Genomic DNA, 18,026 nt, shown 5'->3' on the forward strand with positions numbered 1-18,026 from the left:
ATAAAAAATATTTCTTGTTGGCTTAAAAGGACTGAAAATGAACTTTTATTAGTACTTACACAAAAAGAATTTTTCAATTGGTGACAACTTTATTACAAAAGATAGGTTTGTCCAGGTTTGCTACGGAAGAAAAAACCAGTTACTGGGCAAAGCTCATACTAAATTTTTTCTCCTACCGTACAATAAATCAGGCAATCACAGTAACTATTGGGATTCTGATTGTGAGAGCTCTAACGAAAGGAGATTATGCCTTTTACGTGCTTACCAATTCTTTCATAAGCATTTTTACACTGCTCAGCGATTCCGGAATCAGTATAGGAATGATGGCAATTGGCAGTGGAATAAATAAAAAAAAGAATTTCAGCAAATTAGTGCATGCGGGAAATTCTATCCGCAGTAAATTCTTCCTGATAGTGGTTTTTGCAGTATCGCCAATATTTATCTGGGCTTTTTTTAAAAATGAATTTTCACTTTTTCAAATAGCTTTTGCACTAGTCATCACCATTGCCAACGTCTTTTTCCTGATTCAGAATGGTCTATATAAAGCAGCACTTAACCTTAAAGAACAATATGTAAATGTTGAAAAAATAGATCTTAAAGTAAACCTGCTGAGGTTAATCTTAATAGGAGGAGCCTTGATTCTATTGGGATTAAATGTCATTTATGCGCTGGTTGTAATTATTCTTGCCTCTGCTGTCCAATTCTTTTACTATAGAAAGCAGATAAAAACTGAAGTAAACTTAGAAACGGTTGAAAAAGATTCAGTTTATAGTGGCTATAAGAAGGAAATTACCAAATTTATCAGGCGCAATGTTGCAAATGCAATCTTTTACACCCTTCAGGGACAGCTTAACTATTTTATTCTTAGCTATTTTCATAATACTAATGGAATAGCAGAGGTTGGAGCTTTGAGCAGGTTTGGTATGATCTACGTAGTACTGGGCTCTTTTTGCACTACCGTATTAGTGACAAAAATTGTTAAGAGTCAGGAGCCAAAGAAGATATTTTATTTAAGTTTTATTACTATGGCAATTTCCTTGGGATTTAGTGTTTTAGTAACTTTAGTCGCTTTCTATTTTTCTAATCTTTTACTTTTGATTTTGGGTCCAATGTATAAAGGATTGAATAATGAATTACTACTAATATTGCTAATAGGGGGGGTTACAAATTTATCAAGCATACTGTCTAAAATCTATCTTAATAAGGGATGGTTGTCAAATTTTTGGTGGTTATATATTCCAATTACTTTGTGTACACAGATTATATTAGTTAGTATCATGAACTTAAAATCCATCTATAGTGTGCTTATTTTTAACTGGTTTTCTGAAGTTCCTGTACTGCTCTTTAATTTAACCCTTTTTGGATATGGTTATTACCTCTACAAAAAGAAAGAAAAAATGAACCTTAATCTAGAAGTAAAAGAAAATAAATGAATTTACAAGCTAGTTTATCTTACCGATTAGTACCCGTTTATGAGAAGTTGGTGCAACTGAAGTTTTCTTCTGTTTTGAAGAAAGAGTATGGCCATAGTAACAAGTTTGAATTGAGATTTTTTTGTGGAAAAAATCAAGCTACTTTATTAAAATATTCTCTGCTCTCCATATTAAAAGCTGACAAGAAGCTACCTCACATTCAAATATTTAGTGATGGTTCTTTGACTGAGGATCACCTGCCTCTTCCAATTCTAGAGAAATTCAATGGTTATTCACTAGTGGAGTTGCCAGAATTAATGATGGAGTTTCATTCTCGAAAATACCTCATGATGTACTCTCATTTACCTATGATAAAAAAATACATGGTTCTTTTTTACAAAAGCAAGTATGAATATGTTGTTTATGCTGATACAGATATTCTTTGGTTTAGTTCGATCCAGGAAATGGTAAATGAAATGGGTGAAAACAAACTTACCATGTGCTATGACTATATGTATGGGTATGATGAACAACTTTTAGAAGCTTGTAGTTGGAAGGATATGAAGAAAAAGCCTCCTTTGAATGCGGGAGTGGTGATTATTAAAAATAATTTTGCCAATGGAGTAGGTTTTGCTGAAAAAATCTTACAAAAGTCCCAAGTAGAAGGAGGGCATTGGACAGAACAGACAATGATAGCTAGGCAGGTACTTGATCTTAAATCTGAAATTATACCGGAGAAAAGGATAATGTGCTCGGTTAAAGATAAATATCATTTGTTCCCCATCAAAAATATGTATAAAAAATTGGGGGCTAGACATTTTGTTACACCTGTTAGGCATCTATTCTGGAGAGATTTATTCTGGAAGATTTAGGAAATTCTGAATATGCTATAATAATTACTCTGAAAATATATTAGAAATGAAGATTTTATTTTTTGCTCAGGCTGCTCTGCGTAAGGAGTTGGGTGGTCCTAAGGTGGTTTTAGAATTAGCAGAAGCTATAGAAGAGTTAGGTCACCATACTGAGGTGTTAGGTCCTCATGAGGTAGAGAACTTATTAAAGAAAAAAGGGCTCTCATTCAATTCGTATTATGCTGATAATATAAATACTCTACTAAAAGAAATTGGTGATGATTATGACGTGGTTGATGTAGATGGGAATCATCTCTATAAGACTGAGGTTGCGAATTTAAAAAATACTCTATTCGTTGCTAGGTCTGTTCTTTTTATACCACATCTTAGTCATATTAAATGGCCGGTAAAGAAAACGGTAAAAAATCATTTAGGTGCTCTGTTAAAATATTTAAAAGGTCAGGGTAATTCTCAAAAGAGGAAGATAAGTCGCTATTATGAATCTCTAAATCGTGCAGATATAATTTCAGTTAGTAATCATGAAGATGTAAGGCAATTATTGGAGGACGGCTATGGTTCAGAAAAAATTTTTGAAGCACCGTATGCCCTTAATTCAGAAAAAAAAAGGGACCTAAGGAAAATAAACTCAATTTCAAAGAATGGAAATGAAATAGTTTTCTTAGGTACTTTTGATTTTAGAAAAGGCTGTTTGGATCTGGTTAAAGCATTTATAGAAGTGAAAAAGCAGGTGCCCGACGCAAATCTCACTCTCTTAGGTTGTAAAGGTCTATTTAAAGAAAAGGAAGAAATATTGCGTTTTTTTCCCAAGAGTATTCGCTCTTCAGTAAAAATAATTCCAACTTTTAAAGCACATGACTTACCAAAACTGTTAAAAAAGATCAAGTTAGCAATGTTTACTTCATATTTTGAAGGATTCCCTTTTTCTATAATTGAATGCATCACTGCAGGAATACCTGTTATTGCGTTTAACTCCCCGGGTGCGTCAAGCTCTCTTCCCGAAACCTATTTGGTTGAACCCGGAGATTGGAGGAGCATGGCTCATAAAGTTGTTTATCTTTTAGAAAATAGTAAAGAATTGGCAGGTTCACAGAGGGAAATTATAGAACATGCTGAAAAATACGATTGGCATATAATAGCACAAGAGACTTTGGAGGTTTATAGAGAGCAACTTACGTTAAAAATTGAAGCACATAAAGAAGAAGCACGGCTGGGAAGAGCAAAAACCCTTTTTGAACTATGAAAATTTCAATTTGTATTCCCACTTATCACAGGCCTGATCTTTTAGTTCAGGCTTTGGAATCGTGTTTCGCCCAAACTTTTCCTCCAATTGAAATTTTGATTGGTGATGATTCAAAAAATGATGAAACTGAAGATACCATTGATAATCTAAAGCAAAATTTTAAAAAGCCAATTGCAATTCGCTACTTTCATCATAAGCCCTCTCTCGGTCAGGCGGCAAATGTCAATTATTTAATTCGGCATGCCAAAGGTGACAAACTGGTGCTGTTACATGACGATGATTTACTTATGCCGCAGGCTTCGGAAAAATTGCTGCAGGGTTTTATAAACAAAAAGATTAAAGCTGTTTTTGGCAAGCATTACCTGATGGACGAGAATGGGAATGTGAATGTTAGCAGCACTGAAGAATCTAATCAAACCTATTGTAAGAACTCTTATTATGAAGAATATCCTCTTTCCACATTTGAATCAGGGCTTCTTCAGCAATTCCCGAATAACTGTTATATGATAGACCGGCACCTGGCACAGGAGCTTGAATACAGCGTGGAGTCTGAAGTTGGAGATGCCGTGGATTTTGATTTTGGTTTCAGATTGGGTTTAACAGGACATCAAATAAAGTATATTGATGAATATGTGAGCAAATACAGGATATCTGCTGTTTCTGTCTCCCGAAGCAGCACATATGATGCAGCCTACAGAGTTTTCCAGATTGTTTCGAAAACGAAAGAACCTTACAGGAGTCAGTACAGAGCGAAAATAGATGAGGTTTTAAGGCGGAAAGCTCCTCTTGCTATTGTTGAAGCTGTTCACCAAAAAAAGAGTAGTGATGCTTTTGCTATCTATTTGAGTAAATGGCATCGTGAAAAAATATTTACTCCGCAGGGAATAGGTAGATTCCTTACAATCATGAAATCTTATATAAACTAATTAAATACACGAATGAAGATAGTTTTTTTATGCGGGACTCTGGAACCCGGTCGTGATGGAGCTGGAGATCAAGCCAGATGCCTTGCAGGAGAATTAATTAGAATGGGGCATGAGGTATCTGCTGTGGGTATTTATGATAAACACATCTCCAAAGCAGTATCAGAAAATCAGGATGCCGATGGAGTTGCTTTATCGGTTCTGCGCTTACCTTCTACATGGTCTCCAAAAAAACGTTACGATCGTGCAGCTTCAGGAATAGCTGAGTTCGACCCCGATTGGGTAAGCCTGCAGTTTGTAAACTTCGGATTTCAGAAGTATGGTCTTCCCTGGGATATGTTGTTATACCTGAAGAAAATAGTAGGTAATGCGCGTTTTCATATCATGTTTCAGGAGTTGTGGTGCGGTATGGGTGTAAATTCAGGTTTTAAAGAAAAGGTATTGGGTAAAACACAAAAAGCTTTTACCCGCATGTTGCTAAACACAGCTAAACCTAAGGTAGTTTATACGAACAATACACATTATGCTTCTTTGCTGGAAGATATAGGAATCCAGTCTGAACTGGCCCCGGTCTTTGGGAATATTCCGGTAGGAGATGTAGGATCTCCTGATGAATGGGAGGAGCTTCTAAATAGAGCAGATTTACAGCCTTTAATTCAAACCAGAGATTCCTACTTTATCATGGGATTTTTCGGTACGGTAAAGTACACTCCAGATGTAGACAAATTAGTTAGGGATTCTAATACTATGGCTCACCAACAAGGAAAAAAATTGGGTATTCTGGTTATTGGCCATAGCAGAGCTGGTGATATTGGGGAGTATATTAAGGAGAACTACAATGTTTCCTGTTGGAAAACTGGTAAAATATCTGCACCAATGATTAACAGGAGTATGTGCCTGGTGGATATAGCAGTTTCCAGTACACCTGCAAATATCATAAAAAAAAGCAGTACTGCTGGGGCATGGCTGGAACGTGGCATTCCGGTAGTAGTCATGGCTTCAGATAAAACATACTGCAGTTCAAAGATGTCTTCTGATGGCATTTTTCAGGCAAAAAGTGCGGAGGAATTATTAACTGCAGCAAAAGCAAAAAAGCAATTTAAAATAAGTAATGGCCTTTCGGAAGTGGCCAGAACATACGCCAGCCTTGAACAAAAAGTTTAAGTCGAACTTTAAAATCAGAAAGGATTAGTTATATGCAGCATTTAAAAACTATTTTAATTACAGGTGCCTCAGGCTTTATTGGCTCCTGGCTTGCCAGAACGGCGGTAAAAGCAGGATACGAAATAATAGGAATTGACCTGAGAGCTCCCAGTGATCCTGAAATCTGGTCTGGATTTTCCACCGCATCTTTAGAATCTGTAGATTTCTTTGAACTTATTAAAAAAAGGGACCTGGTTGCGGTTTGGCATCTTGCTGGAGGTGCTTCTGTAGGTGCTTCTGTTAGTGATCCCTACGGAGATTTTGCAAATCTGCTCCCGGGTACTGCTCGTCTGGCAATTCACATTGCCAGAAATCATCCTAAAGCGCGCCTATTTCTTTTTTCCAGTGCTGCAGTTTATGGAGATCCAAAAAAATTACCCATTTCAGAAGAGGCGCCGGTACAGCCAATTTCACCATACGGGGTGCATAAGCTTTCGGCAGAAGTATTGCTATCTCACTACTCAAGAATTATAGGGCTTGAGGCTACAGTGTTTCGTATTTTTTCAGTTTACGGGCCTGGCTTAAAAAAACAGTTAATATGGGATGTAAGTCAGCGTGTTCTCGGCTGTGGAAAGGATGATTCATGCGAAATCAAATTATTTGGTACGGGACAGGAAAGTCGTGATTTTATTTATATTAAAGATTTATGCCATGCTGTTCTAAAAATTCTTCAAATGGAGAAAACAAATTCCTTTGAGGTGTACAATATGGCGTCAGGTATAGAAAATACCATAGCAGAAGTTGCTCATTGTATTGTAGAGGCTCTAAATGAAAATGTTAAGGTAAAGTTTGATGGTGAAGTGAGAGAAGGAGATCCCGTAAACTGGCGTGCCGATATTTCCCGCTTAAAAGATACTGGATTTAGCTGCGATTACCAATTGAAGGAGGGTATTGCTGAAGTGGCTCATTGGGTAAAAAGCATAAGATAAATTTTTAATGAAAATTCTCTTCTTATCACATAAATTTTATCCTGACATTGGCGGGATAGAAGTAAATTCTGAGATACTTGCAACTGCTTTCTCTGAAGCAGGGAACGAAGTACACCTGGCGACATGGACAGAAAAAGATGGAGAGAAAAATTTTGCTTTTGAAGTTATAAGAAAGCCTTCCAGGAGAAGGTTGATAAAAGAACATCTATGGGCGGATTTGATCTATGAAAACAATCCCTGCCTGAGACTTTCCTGGCCAAGCTTGTTTATTCCCACACCTGGCGTGGTTGCGCTCAGGACATGGATATCCAGAATGGACGGTACAATTGGGCTGCAGGACAGACTCAAGTTTGGATGGCTTACCAGAGCTAAAGCGGTTATCGCGGTTAGCCAAGCTGTAAAAACCCGGTCGTGGCCTTCCGCCACAGTGATAGGAAATCCTTACCGCAAAGATGTATTTAAGATCATTCCAGGTGTCAACAGAAACAAAACCTTTGTCTTCCTGGGCAGACTTGTTTCAGATAAAGGAGCAGACATTGCTATTAAAGCGCTTGATGAACTTTCTACTGAACATGAAAACAGTCAGTTTTCACTTACAATAATAGGAGACGGCCCTGAAAGAAAAAAATTAGAAAAACTTGTGAAGGAAAGCTGCCTGGAAGAGAAAGTAACTTTCTGCGGTTCCCTGGGAGGGCAGGAACTTGTCGAGGCCTTAAATGCTCATAAATATATTATTGTGCCTTCCAAGTGGGAAGAGCCATTTGGGAACGTAGTTTTAGAAGGAATGGCCTGTGGCTGCATACCTATTGTTTCTGACGGTGGTGGACTGCCTGACGCAGTGGGAAATGCCGGGCTTTTATTCAGAAGAGGTGATGTGAAATCTTTGGTAGCTCAAATTGAGAAGATTTCTGGCAGCGCTACCTTGGAAGAAAGTCTTCGCAATGCTGCAATTAAACATTTAGCTGCTCATACCCCAGAACTAATTTCTGGAAAATACCTTCAGGTTCTACAGCAGGCTTCAACCGTAACAAAATAAACAAAATGAAATTAGTCTTTCAGCATCCAACCGGTAATGCAAATGTTCGGGCAGCTTTAAGTGGTTTGGAGAATGCAGGTGTTCTGGAAAGTTTTCATACCTCAATAGCCTGCTTTCCGGGGAGCAAACTGGATCGCCTGGCAAGAATCAGTATGTTTTCTGAATTCAGGAGGAGAGCCTATTCAGCAAGTCTTGAAAGTTTAACCAGGACTTATCCCTGGAAGGAAGGAGGACGCATGATATCCACTAAAACTGGTATGTTTAATCTAGTAAAGCATGAAAAAGGTGTTTTTTGTATTGATGCTGTTTATCGCAATCTGGACAGAAGAGTAGCAAATTACATTACAGAAAAAAAAGATGCTATCGATGTCGTTTATGCTTATGAGGATGGTGCACTGCATTCTTTTAAAGAAGCTAAAAGATCTGGTTTAACGTGCTTTTATGATCTGCCTATTGGATATTGGAGGGAAGCCCGCAGGCTGTTGCTTGATGAGAGAGAAAAGTGGCCGGATTGGGTAGCAACGCTTACAGGCTTTCAGGATTCTGAAGAAAAACTGGAAAGGAAAGACGCAGAATTAATGCTTGCTGATAAAATTTTGGTAGCCAGCTCATTTACCGCCAAAACTTTAAATTCTTACGCGGGAAAACTGGCTCCTGTAGAAGTTATTCCCTATGGCTTTCCGCCCGTTAATCCAAAGGAAAATTATTCTGCTAATTCTCAAAAGAAACCTCTCAAAGTTCTTTTTGTAGGAGGCCTCTCCCAGAGAAAAGGTATTGCAAACTTATTTGCGGCTGTTGATAGTCTTCAAAAACACATTTCCTTAACTGTCGTTGGCCGTAAAGGTAAAAATTCCTGTCCCGCCCTGGATAGTAATTTAGCCAGACACACTTGGATACCAAGTTTAGCTCATGATAAGATCCTTGCGTTAATGAAAAGTCATGATGTCTTTGTTTTTCCTTCACTTTTCGAAGGTTTTGGGCTGGTAATTACAGAAGCAATGTCTCAGGGCACTCCCGTTATAACTACTGAAAGAACTGTGGGGCCAGATATAATCAAAAATGATGAAAATGGCTGGTTAATAGAAGCAGGGTCGACCTCTGCCCTAAAAGCTTGTCTTGAAGATCTTTTGGTAAACCCGGTAAAGATTGGCAGGGCAGGAAGAGCAGCTTTGGAAACTGCACGCCAAAGACCATGGGAGGTTTACGGGCAGGAGCTTGCCCAAGCTATTTTGCGCACTCAAAAACTTGCAGAGGTTTATTAGAACTCATCCTTAATCGAAGATTTATAATGCCGTTATTAAAACTGGTAGAAAAGAATGACCCTTACCGATTTTTGAAATTGGGGCTTTGGGCATATTTCTTCCTGCTTATTTTTGAAGGTGCTCTACGCAAGTGGCTCCTGCCTGGACTCTCAGCTCCTTTACTTGTTGTTCGGGACCCACTGGCCTTATGGTTGTTAATAACTGCATTAAGACAGGGCAAATTTCCGCAAATATCTTATTCCAATACATTCATTGCTCTTGGAATAATAGGGATGGGAACTGCCCTTATTTGGGGCCACGGTAATTTAGCGGTAGCGGCTTTTGGAGCACGTATACTACTGCTTCATTTTCCTCTAATATTTGTTATGGGTAATGTATTTGATCGCGAAGACGTGGTTAGAATGGGTAAAGCTACCCTCTTGATTGCCATACCAATGACTATTCTGATAGCTTTGCAATTCTATAGTCCTCAGTCTGCCTGGGTGAACCGTGGAGTGGGAGGGGACCTTGAAGGTGCGGGATTCCGTGGTGCTATGGGCTTTTACCGGCCTCCTGGCACATTTTCTTTTACTAATGGCAATTCACTTTTTTACAGCATGGTGGGCTGCTTCCTGATCTATTTCTGGTTGAATCCGGGTGAAATTAAAAAAATATTGCTTATTGCAGCTACGGCCTGTCTTTTAGTAGCTGTTCCGCTGTCAATTAGCCGAACTTTATTTTTTTCCGTTGGAATTTCTGTAGTTTTTGCAGTCTTTACTATTCTGCAGAAACCACAGTATATCACACAGCTCATAGTGGGAGGAGTGGGAATCGTTATGGTACTGCTGGTTCTTAGCCAGGTAGAGATTTTTCAATCAGCTACTGAAGTTTTTACTGCAAGATTTACTAATGCAAGCAATACTGAAGGAGGTCTTGAAGGAACCTTAGTAGAGAGATATCTGGGGGGGCTAATTGCTTCGGTTACTGAAACGGGAAATTTACCATTTCTGGGCTATGGTATGGGGCTGGGAACTAACGTGGGTAGTATGCTGCTCACCGGGGAGAGGAGCTTTTTAATTTCTGAAGGAGAATGGGGAAGACTCATAGGCGAAATGGGGGTGTTAATGGGATTGGCAATTATTATTATACGTCTGGCCTTGTGTGGGCATATTTTTCTTTTGAGCCTGAAAAAGCTACAGATGGGAGATGTCCTGCCATGGATGCTTTTAAGTTTTGGATTACTTATTGTGCCCCAGGGACAATGTGCGCAGCCCACTGCCCTTGGGTTCTGTACAATTATGGGCGGCTTAATGATTGCTTCTCTGCAAAGACAAAAGGTAGAACTGGAGACCAAATCTTAATTACGAATGTTGAATATAGTATTACTTACGCATCCTTCTTTTACAGGATCCCAGAGCATGCCCCGCTTTGCCAGTATGTTGAAAATTGGAATGGAGCAGCGGGGGCATAAGGTACAGATCTGGTCGCCGGAAGCCAGAGCTTTTAATATACCTTCTCCGGAAAGTTTAAAAAAATGGTTGGGGTATGTTGATCAATTCTTTTTCTTTCCGTGGGAGATCAAAAAGAGAATTAATAGGTGCGAAGAGGATACCTTATTTGTTTTTACAGATCAAGCTCTGGGGCCATGGATTCCATTAGTACGAAATTATCCTCATGTAATACATTGTCATGACTTTCTTGCACAAATTTCTGCTCTTGGTAAGGTTCCTGAGAATCCAACAGGATGGACAGGTCGTAAATATCAATCATTCATCCGTTGGGGATATAGGTACGGAAGGAACTTTATAGCTATTTCAAAAAAAACCCAAAGGGATCTGGGCGAGTTCCTTCTCACGGCTCCTTCTTTATCAGAAGTAGTTTATAACGGATTAAATCAATCTTTTGCGCCTCAGGATAAAAACGAATCAAGAATAGTTCTTAGTAAAAAATTCAGAATTAATCTAAGTAAAGGTTTTATCCTGCACGTAGGCGGAAATCAATGGTATAAAAACCGGAAGGGAGTTATTGAGATTTACAATTCCTGGCGAAAGAAGAGCGCTTTGGAACTTCCTTTAATACTAATTGGAGTGAAGCCCAACAAAGGGTTGGCAGAGGTGTATAATTCTTCAAATTTTAAAGAGGATATATATTTTATGACAGGAGTAGAGGACCAGGATTTAAGAATGGCCTACTCAGCAGCAACCGTACTCTTGTATCCTTCATTGGCAGAAGGTTTCGGCTGGCCAATAGCAGAAGCCATGGCCTCTGGCTGTCCCGTCATCACCACCGGAGAAGCTCCTATGACCGAGGTGGGAGGAGACGCTGCTTTTTATATTGAAAGAAAAAAAGACCATGATGATGGGAGCTGCTATGAGCAAGCAGCTGGTGTCCTGAATAAAGTTCTTACTCTTTCTCCTGAAGCATACCAAGAGATTATTGGAGCGGGTCTTAGAAATGCTGAAAGATTTAGAAGTAAGATTGCACTGGATGAAATTGAGCAAATTTATACCAGGGTAAGGCAAACAGAAACAGCGGAATTATGAAAATACTTCGAATTGTAGCGAGTATGGATCCTGCCTACGGTGGACCTTGTCAGGGTATAAGAAATTCGGTGCCTGAACATCAGGACAAAGGAATTCATACAGACGTTCTTTGCGTAGATGCACCTGACTCTGATTTTCTAAAAGAAGAAAAGTTTACTGTCTATGCTCTGGGACCAGCCAGGAGCGCATGGGGATATTCTGCAACTTTATTGCCGTGGCTTCTGGAAAATATCAGGAGGTATGATGTACTGATTGTTCATGGTTTGTGGCAATTCTATTCCTACGCGGCCTATAAAGCTATCCGGATATTAAAAAAAGAAAAAGCAATTTCTGTACCTTCTCTTTATGTTATGCCGCATGGCATGTTAGACCCGTATTTCCAAAAAGATCCATCACGAAAAATTAAAGCTTTACGCAACTGGTGTTACTGGAATCTTATTGAAAATAAAGTAGTAAAGTCGGCATCGGGTGTCCTTTTTACCTGCAGGGAAGAATTAAACCTGGCCAAGAAAACATTTAATGCCTATGCGCCAAAACAGGAGATCAATGTTGGATATGGCGTACCTGAACCACCGGCTTTTTCTCTTCAGATGCGGAGGGAATTTCAAAAGAAGTGTCCGGAATTGTCAGGTCCATACCTTCTTTTTCTTAGTAGAATTCATCCAAAAAAGGGTATTGATGTCTTAATAGAAGCATATGCAAAGTGGTTGAACCTTAGAAGTTCAATTACACCAAGCCTGGTTGTTGCCGGTCCAGGACTCGATACAGCTTTTGGTCTAAGGCTAAAGCAAATGATCTCAGCAAACCCGGCTTTGGAAGATAAGATTCACTTTACGGGTATGCTCACCGGTATGGCCAAATGGGGTGCTTTTTACGACTGCGAAGCTTTTATATTGCCAAGCCATCAGGAAAATTTTGGAATAGCTGTAGTAGAAGCCATGGCATGCAGCAAACCAGTTTTGATTTCTGACAAGGTGAATATTTGGAGAGAAATTGACAGAGAGAGAGCAGGTTTAGTGGCTTCTGATGCTTTTTCTGGAATATTCAGCTTATTGGAAAATTGGGAGAAACTAAAGGATGAGCAAAAGCTGGAAATGGGGAAAAAAGCAAGAATGGCGTACAAAAAAGATTTTTCCATAGCAAATGCAGCCCATCAACTGCTGGAAGCTGTTTCTTCCTAAATACATAGTTTTTTTATGGCCAAAATTAATAAATCAAAAGTTCGGCTTGACCATTTTGACCCGGGCATGGGCTTAGACAGAGGAGCGGGAAAGGGGAAGGAAATCTGCTGGTACCTCGTTAAGGTGATTTTCTTTCTTTCTGCTTTGCCTTATCCTACAAATCTAAAAATTTTCTTTTTAAGAGCTTTTGGAGCTCGTGTTGGTAAAGGTGTTGTTATTAAACCCAGAGTAAATATCCATTTTCCCTGGAAGCTGGTAATAGGAAATAACGTTTGGCTTGGAGAAGAGGTATCCATATTGAATTTTGAACCTGTACATATTGGAAATAACGTATGTATTTCTCAGCGGGCTTTTCTTTGTGGAGGTAACCATGACTTTAGAATTCCTTCTATGCCATACAGGAACGGTCCTATTTCCCTAAGCGATGGCTGCTGGATAGGTGCTTCCTGTTTTATTGGCCCCGGCGTGACCATTGGGGTAGATACTGTAATTACAGTAGGCTCTATTGTCACTTCCAGCATTGGAGATAATCTGGTTTGCAGAATATTTCCCAGGGAATTTTCCAAAGCCCGCTGGAAGAGCCCGGTTCCTGCAGAGGTGCAGGTAGAAATTTAGGAATTTAAAACTACGGCCAGGTAATAATAAAATTTCATCTCCTGGCGAATATATATTTATATGAACACAATAGATCAGGTTGAGGTAAAGAATTATTATGATCTGGATGGTACTCTTTCCTCACTCAACAGTACTTTCGACTTCATAGAAGCTTATCTAAAGTACAAGAAAAAACCACACAGGATCTTTCTTGCCAAGGCAGTGAATAAGGTTCTTAGAGTTACCGGTTATTATGATCCTTATAAGCATCGATCCGTGAGAATAAATATTCTCTTTAGAGGGCTTAAGAAAAGCCATCTTGAGGATTACTACGAAAAAATTTACAAGAAGAGATTTCTAAATTCTTTAACTCCTTTGGGCAAAGAGTTGCTGCATAAAGCACTTGCCACAGATGTACTTATAACCGGATGTACAGAAATACCGGCAAAAAAGATAGGAGAATTGTTCAATTTTAAATCAGTAATTTCAACAGAATTTAATTATGCTAAAGGTAAAGTGGTTGGCATAAAGACCGATACCTTCGGAAATCTAAAGCGAAAATACGTTTCCCGTTGCGGCGAAAAAATGATTTACTATACCGACGATCTGCCATCCGAAAAACATTTAGTTGACATAATGGACGAAATAGTAGAAGTCTGATTGAAGTCCCCGAAACATCAATTACGGCCTATTTATTTATCTTAATCTAACCTTTTATGAAAAGTGAATTTTTAATTCCGCTGTGGTATACCATAAAGCGTGACATGATCCGTCAGAACAATACTGTTGTTCGAAGTACTCTTCGATTTTTTTCTTCCATGTTAAGAGATTATGTCTGGATTCCTATTTATGTCTTCTGGACTGTGGAAGGTCTTGGTAGTCTCAATATTCTGGGTGCATTTCTTCATCTAATTGCTTTCAGCATAGCCTACGAAATTGGGTATATTTATGCAGATAACATAGGCATCAAAAGAGAGAAAATCACCACCAGGAATGTGGTGTATGAAGAGCCAGTACCAGATAAAGAAATTTACCTCTCCATGATCATCAGACTGGTAGTGCTGAGTGTTTTGTTATTCATTATGCAAGCATGGCTGAATTACTTTATAGTTCTCTTGTACGCGATGGGCATTTTTATTTTTATACTGCATGCGCACCTCACAGAAAAATTAAGAATTTTCACTTTTATTGGTCTTCGCTTTAATAAGGGCTTTATTCCTTATGCCTTTCTCATATTTTTATTGGCGCCCGAAGAAATATGGGTTATAAGCTTTCTGCTTCTGGGAATTTCTATTTTCTATTCCATTTCTTATGCAAGCAGAAAACTTGAACTACGTTTTATAAATGTATACGAGCCAAAATATTTTTGGCTGAGGTTTCTACTTACTTTCCTTCTGGCGGCACCGGCAGCTTACTTTTCAAGATATTCACTTGAGAAATTTAGCTGGATGTATGGTGTGTTTACCCTCACTCATCTTGTGATTATTGGGTTCTCTCAAATCTCGAGACTCATTAATAATCATAACACAATTTTTCAAAAGTTTTTTGAAGCCGGAGGGTAGAAAACCTGAAGAGTAGAGTAATCAATAAAAGAAAAAACCGAACAGGAGTGAAGACTCTTGTTCGGTTTTTTTTGTAGACTTTTTTAATTGTTTTGGGAGATAGGGATAACTTTTTTCTGGATACTCTCCATATTTGATACTTTCCACCGATGAATTCCTCCATGGTCCGCCTCATCAGAATGGTAGATGTAATAATCTTCACCAATTTTAACTATATCGGCAGATAAAACATTTCCGGCCATTTCAGCAGGATGTCTTTGGTCTCGCGTCTTACTTCGATCTGTACCAAATAGGCTGAGCATAAGACCTTCATCAGTAAAAATATGCCAATAGTTCGTTTGTCCCTGCTTCCAGAATTCTCCATGGTACTGCCAGAAAATATAGTCATCTATGACTACAGCAGGGCCGCCTGCATAGGTGACGCCATTTCCTATATCAAAAGTCCCGTCTGTAGGATAGGGCCCTGAATAATCCCTGCTGGTGCTGGGAGCAGCTTTCCAGAGCCAATCATTTGTGTCGCCGTTTAGATCTATAGCTCCAAGGTGATATCCTGAGTCCGGGTTATCATTGGCATGCCAGGAAATAAGCTTGTTGTTTTGATTTATCATTGGATTTGCCTCTCCAATTTGTGTGGAATATCTTCTATAAGGTTCAGTAGGCTCCATGTTTTCGATATAGGCAAGAGTTTTTTCGGGACCATGTCTCAGGTTACCATTTTCATCCAGCCCCAGTATCGGCTCAATAGTCCATTTTCTATTAGTACCAGATAGGTTATCATCTTCAACGCTTCTTTGTATAGAGCCATCCGGATAAAGATGCCCTTCTCTGGACTGTCTTCCCAGCTCTCTGCCGGTGGGTCTCAGTCCTTTGGAATTTACCAATTCATAAATCTCCCATTTTCCATCTTTTTCCTTTCTGATTTGTCCATATGTCCTGCCTTGAACTACGGCTAATTTGGGGATCCCATCACCTCTATATTCGTTAGAGCCTACTTTAGGAGAGTAATATTGCCAGTTGCGCTTCAGCTTCCAGGAGCCGTTGTCTGGAGACAGAGGCAAGTTATAATCAATTTCAAACTCGAGATAAACACTGAAAATGCGGGCAGGATCTTCAGGGTGTACAGAAACCACTCTGGTTACAGGCATAAACATAATATGCTCTTCTAATTTTTTTTGTTCATTAAAGTGCATTAGCCTGTAATTATAAGAATCTTCTATCCAAAAAGAACCGTCCTCTTCATAAACCAGGCAGGTAAGCCCTTTTTCTTTTCTGGCTTCATCATTTCCATCATAGAAGTAAAATTTGTCATTTTGCACCAGGGGAGATGACGCATATCCATTGTTCTGACCAAAAGTACTGAGGAGCCTGCCGCTTTCTGCATCAAAGGTTTTTACTTGCTGAGTGTTACCATCAACAATGGAAACTGTAGAGCCATTATGTTCACCACCTATGGCAAGACAGTTTTGATTCCCTTCCAATTTGATACCAGTGCTGGAAATACTTCCGTCACTGTTAATCCTGAATTTTTCAATTCCTGAAGAATGATTTATCCAGAGATTCCCGTTACCATGAGTATCAATAAAAATTTGTGATGGATTATCAAGATCGTCAATAGTTGTGACCAATGCACCCGTATTCTTATTATAAACTTTTATTCGATTAAGATCGCGGTGGGATGCTATAAGATGATCTCCGTTTCGTTGTACTACGAGTCCTGATATATAACCGTCTGCATTAGTTTCCTGTCCTATAACACTCTTGTAATTATAGCTTCCCCAGTGAGTAATGTATTGTTCTCCACTGCTAAACATTTCCTGCTCGTCATTTGAAGTATCCAGTCCAAAGATGAACCATTCATCATCTTTGAAGGCATCATGGCCACCGTAATATACGGTTTCCCCGTCGGTACAAACGACCGTGCTATATTGGCCTTTTTTAAAGTTTTCCACTCCCGGGAGACGGATTTTTGTATTAGGTTGATTCAGATCAAACTTCCATTGTGCGGGATTTCCTTCATTAAAGCCATTGCAAACATATGCAAACCCATTTGCTATAGCCATCCCGTAAAACCTAAAATATCCCACGTGAACACCATCTCCTGAGGCCTGGTCTGAGGTGTTGCCAATTACCCCTTCCCAATTAGCCGTTATGTTATTTGAGATCATTCTTATCTCGTGGCCCTGATCTTCAACATTATTTCCTTCATCATTCAGCCCGTCCCAGGAGGGAACTACACTGTTTATGTCCTTCAATTCATTGTTCCAGAGAGTTCTTAATAAAGTTCCGTCTTCCGCATAAACTCCTGCACTTGTGGTGGTCATTACCGTACCCTGCCATTTTTCAATCAGGTAATTTTCCAGAAGTAATGCGTCCCCACTTCCTATCTCCTTATCGAAGATGATAATTTCTTTAATCTGTCCGTTGTAATAATCTCTAACTGAAGATCCTGCTTTTGCACCAACAGAAAATATATCCAGATTAATCTCCTTTTCAGGATATTCAGTAATTCCGGACATCCCAAGCATCTCCCGGTTTATATTTCCGTACAACCGGGTATGCCCTTTCATGATTGAAACTACATTAACCTGATCATTGAAAATATTCTCTTCTTCCAGCACTTTATCCAGGCGAACCACGTTGGACTCATCTCTTACAAGAGTCTTCATCCCCCCATTATAATGGGCTTCAAAGCTGAAGAGGGGAGTACTGTTAGATGAACTTCCTTCAAAAATAACTTTCTTGGAATTTTGAGAGGGAGCCTTCATCACAATAAAAATAGATTGCGTGCCTGAATTCCATATAAACGGGGAATTGTTTGACAAGTAATCATCAACTCCATCAAAATTTAAGGCGGGTTTCCCGTTGTCTTTCACGACCTGAGGCTGCTTGCCGCTGTCGTTCTGCAGGAGGTGGCGATTGTTTCCTGAAAGGTCATTAAGCCGGGAAACACTACTGCCATTGCTAATATAATTTTCTGATAAAGAAACGTCATACCAGGCTGCCAGACCTTCTATTGATGCGGGAGAAAAGCCATCCTCCGGAATTATTCTTTCCTCAGTCGCTACTTCATCCAGGGTGTAATAAAAGCTTTGGGCTGCAAGTGTGCAGCAAAAGAAGGAGAAAAAGATAAAGAACTTAATTTTCATACTACTTAAATTTAACGATCTGGAAAGTTGTTATGTTTCATACTAAAATTGGGGAATATTTTCCAGGTTATTGGCCGGCAAAACTAAAATATTATTCTCGGTGAGACAACAAAATATTCGACAAAATGCATATTTATTTCACTG

The 18,026-nt window shown here is 39.2% G+C and carries 15 protein-coding genes; 14 read left to right on the forward strand and 1 reads right to left on the reverse strand.

Features of this window, described 5'->3' with window-relative positions:
* Positions 1-80 precede the first annotated feature (80 nt).
* Genes RM545_RS06125 through RM545_RS06190 form a run of 14 tightly spaced genes read left to right on the forward strand, consistent with a single transcriptional unit; the run spans position 81 to position 14,736 of the window.
* A complete protein-coding gene (locus tag RM545_RS06125) occupies positions 81-1,433 on the forward strand; it encodes an MATE family efflux transporter (protein ID WP_311494435.1) in 1,353 nt (450 codons plus the stop codon).
* On the forward strand, positions 1,430-2,284 hold the full coding sequence (locus tag RM545_RS06130; protein WP_311494436.1) for a hypothetical protein: 855 nt from the start codon (positions 1,430-1,432) through the stop codon (positions 2,282-2,284). Before RM545_RS06125 ends, RM545_RS06130 begins: the two co-directional genes overlap by 4 nt.
* A gap of 46 nt (positions 2,285-2,330) precedes the next feature.
* Positions 2,331-3,524 (forward strand): glycosyltransferase family 4 protein, encoded by a 1,194-nt coding sequence (locus tag RM545_RS06135; RefSeq protein ID WP_311494437.1) that lies wholly within the window; start codon positions 2,331-2,333, stop codon positions 3,522-3,524.
* A complete protein-coding gene (locus tag RM545_RS06140) occupies positions 3,521-4,450 on the forward strand; it encodes a glycosyltransferase (RefSeq protein WP_311494438.1) in 930 nt (309 codons plus the stop codon). The genes RM545_RS06135 and RM545_RS06140 overlap by 4 nt, the downstream gene beginning before the upstream one ends.
* Before the next feature lie 12 nt (positions 4,451-4,462).
* Entirely contained in the window at positions 4,463-5,611 is a 1,149-nt protein-coding gene (locus tag RM545_RS06145; RefSeq protein ID WP_311494439.1) for a hypothetical protein, read from the forward strand.
* Between the two features lie 32 nt (positions 5,612-5,643).
* On the forward strand, positions 5,644-6,579 hold the full coding sequence (locus RM545_RS06150) for an NAD-dependent epimerase/dehydratase family protein (protein ID WP_311494440.1): 936 nt from the start codon (positions 5,644-5,646) through the stop codon (positions 6,577-6,579).
* Between the two features lie 7 nt (positions 6,580-6,586).
* Positions 6,587-7,615 carry a glycosyltransferase family 4 protein gene (locus RM545_RS06155; protein ID WP_311494441.1) on the forward strand — a complete coding sequence of 343 codons (1,029 nt, stop codon included), beginning with the start codon at positions 6,587-6,589 and terminating at the stop codon, positions 7,613-7,615.
* Between the two features lie 5 nt (positions 7,616-7,620).
* Positions 7,621-8,877, forward strand: coding sequence for a glycosyltransferase family 4 protein (locus tag RM545_RS06160; RefSeq protein ID WP_311494442.1), 1,257 nt, complete (start codon positions 7,621-7,623; stop codon positions 8,875-8,877).
* Between the two features lie 26 nt (positions 8,878-8,903).
* On the forward strand, positions 8,904-10,217 hold the full coding sequence (locus tag RM545_RS06165; protein WP_311494443.1) for a hypothetical protein: 1,314 nt from the start codon (positions 8,904-8,906) through the stop codon (positions 10,215-10,217).
* 6 nt (positions 10,218-10,223) lie between these two features.
* The gene (locus RM545_RS06170) at positions 10,224-11,399 is read left to right on the forward strand and encodes a glycosyltransferase (protein ID WP_311494444.1); all 1,176 of its coding nucleotides are present in this window, start codon (positions 10,224-10,226) and stop codon (positions 11,397-11,399) included.
* A complete protein-coding gene (locus RM545_RS06175) occupies positions 11,396-12,580 on the forward strand; it encodes a glycosyltransferase (RefSeq protein ID WP_311494445.1) in 1,185 nt (394 codons plus the stop codon). The genes RM545_RS06170 and RM545_RS06175 overlap by 4 nt, the downstream gene beginning before the upstream one ends.
* 15 nt (positions 12,581-12,595) lie before the next feature.
* Positions 12,596-13,195 (forward strand): WcaF family extracellular polysaccharide biosynthesis acetyltransferase, encoded by a 600-nt coding sequence (locus RM545_RS06180; RefSeq protein WP_311494446.1) that lies wholly within the window; start codon positions 12,596-12,598, stop codon positions 13,193-13,195.
* 60 nt (positions 13,196-13,255) lie between these two features.
* Positions 13,256-13,834, forward strand: coding sequence for an HAD family hydrolase (locus RM545_RS06185; protein WP_311494447.1), 579 nt, complete (start codon positions 13,256-13,258; stop codon positions 13,832-13,834).
* A 56-nt stretch (positions 13,835-13,890) separates the two neighbouring features.
* A complete protein-coding gene (locus tag RM545_RS06190; protein ID WP_311494448.1) occupies positions 13,891-14,736 on the forward strand; it encodes a hypothetical protein in 846 nt (281 codons plus the stop codon).
* An 83-nt stretch (positions 14,737-14,819) separates the two neighbouring features.
* Here RM545_RS06190 and RM545_RS06195 read toward each other — a convergent pair whose 3' ends face one another.
* Entirely contained in the window at positions 14,820-17,882 is a 3,063-nt protein-coding gene (locus tag RM545_RS06195) for an NHL repeat-containing protein (protein WP_311494449.1), read from the reverse strand.
* Positions 17,883-18,026 lie beyond the last annotated feature (144 nt).

Origin of the sequence: Autumnicola lenta (genome assembly GCF_031846515.1) — a bacterium.
In the GTDB taxonomy this organism is placed as follows: Bacteria; Bacteroidota; Bacteroidia; order Flavobacteriales; family Flavobacteriaceae; genus Autumnicola; species Autumnicola lenta.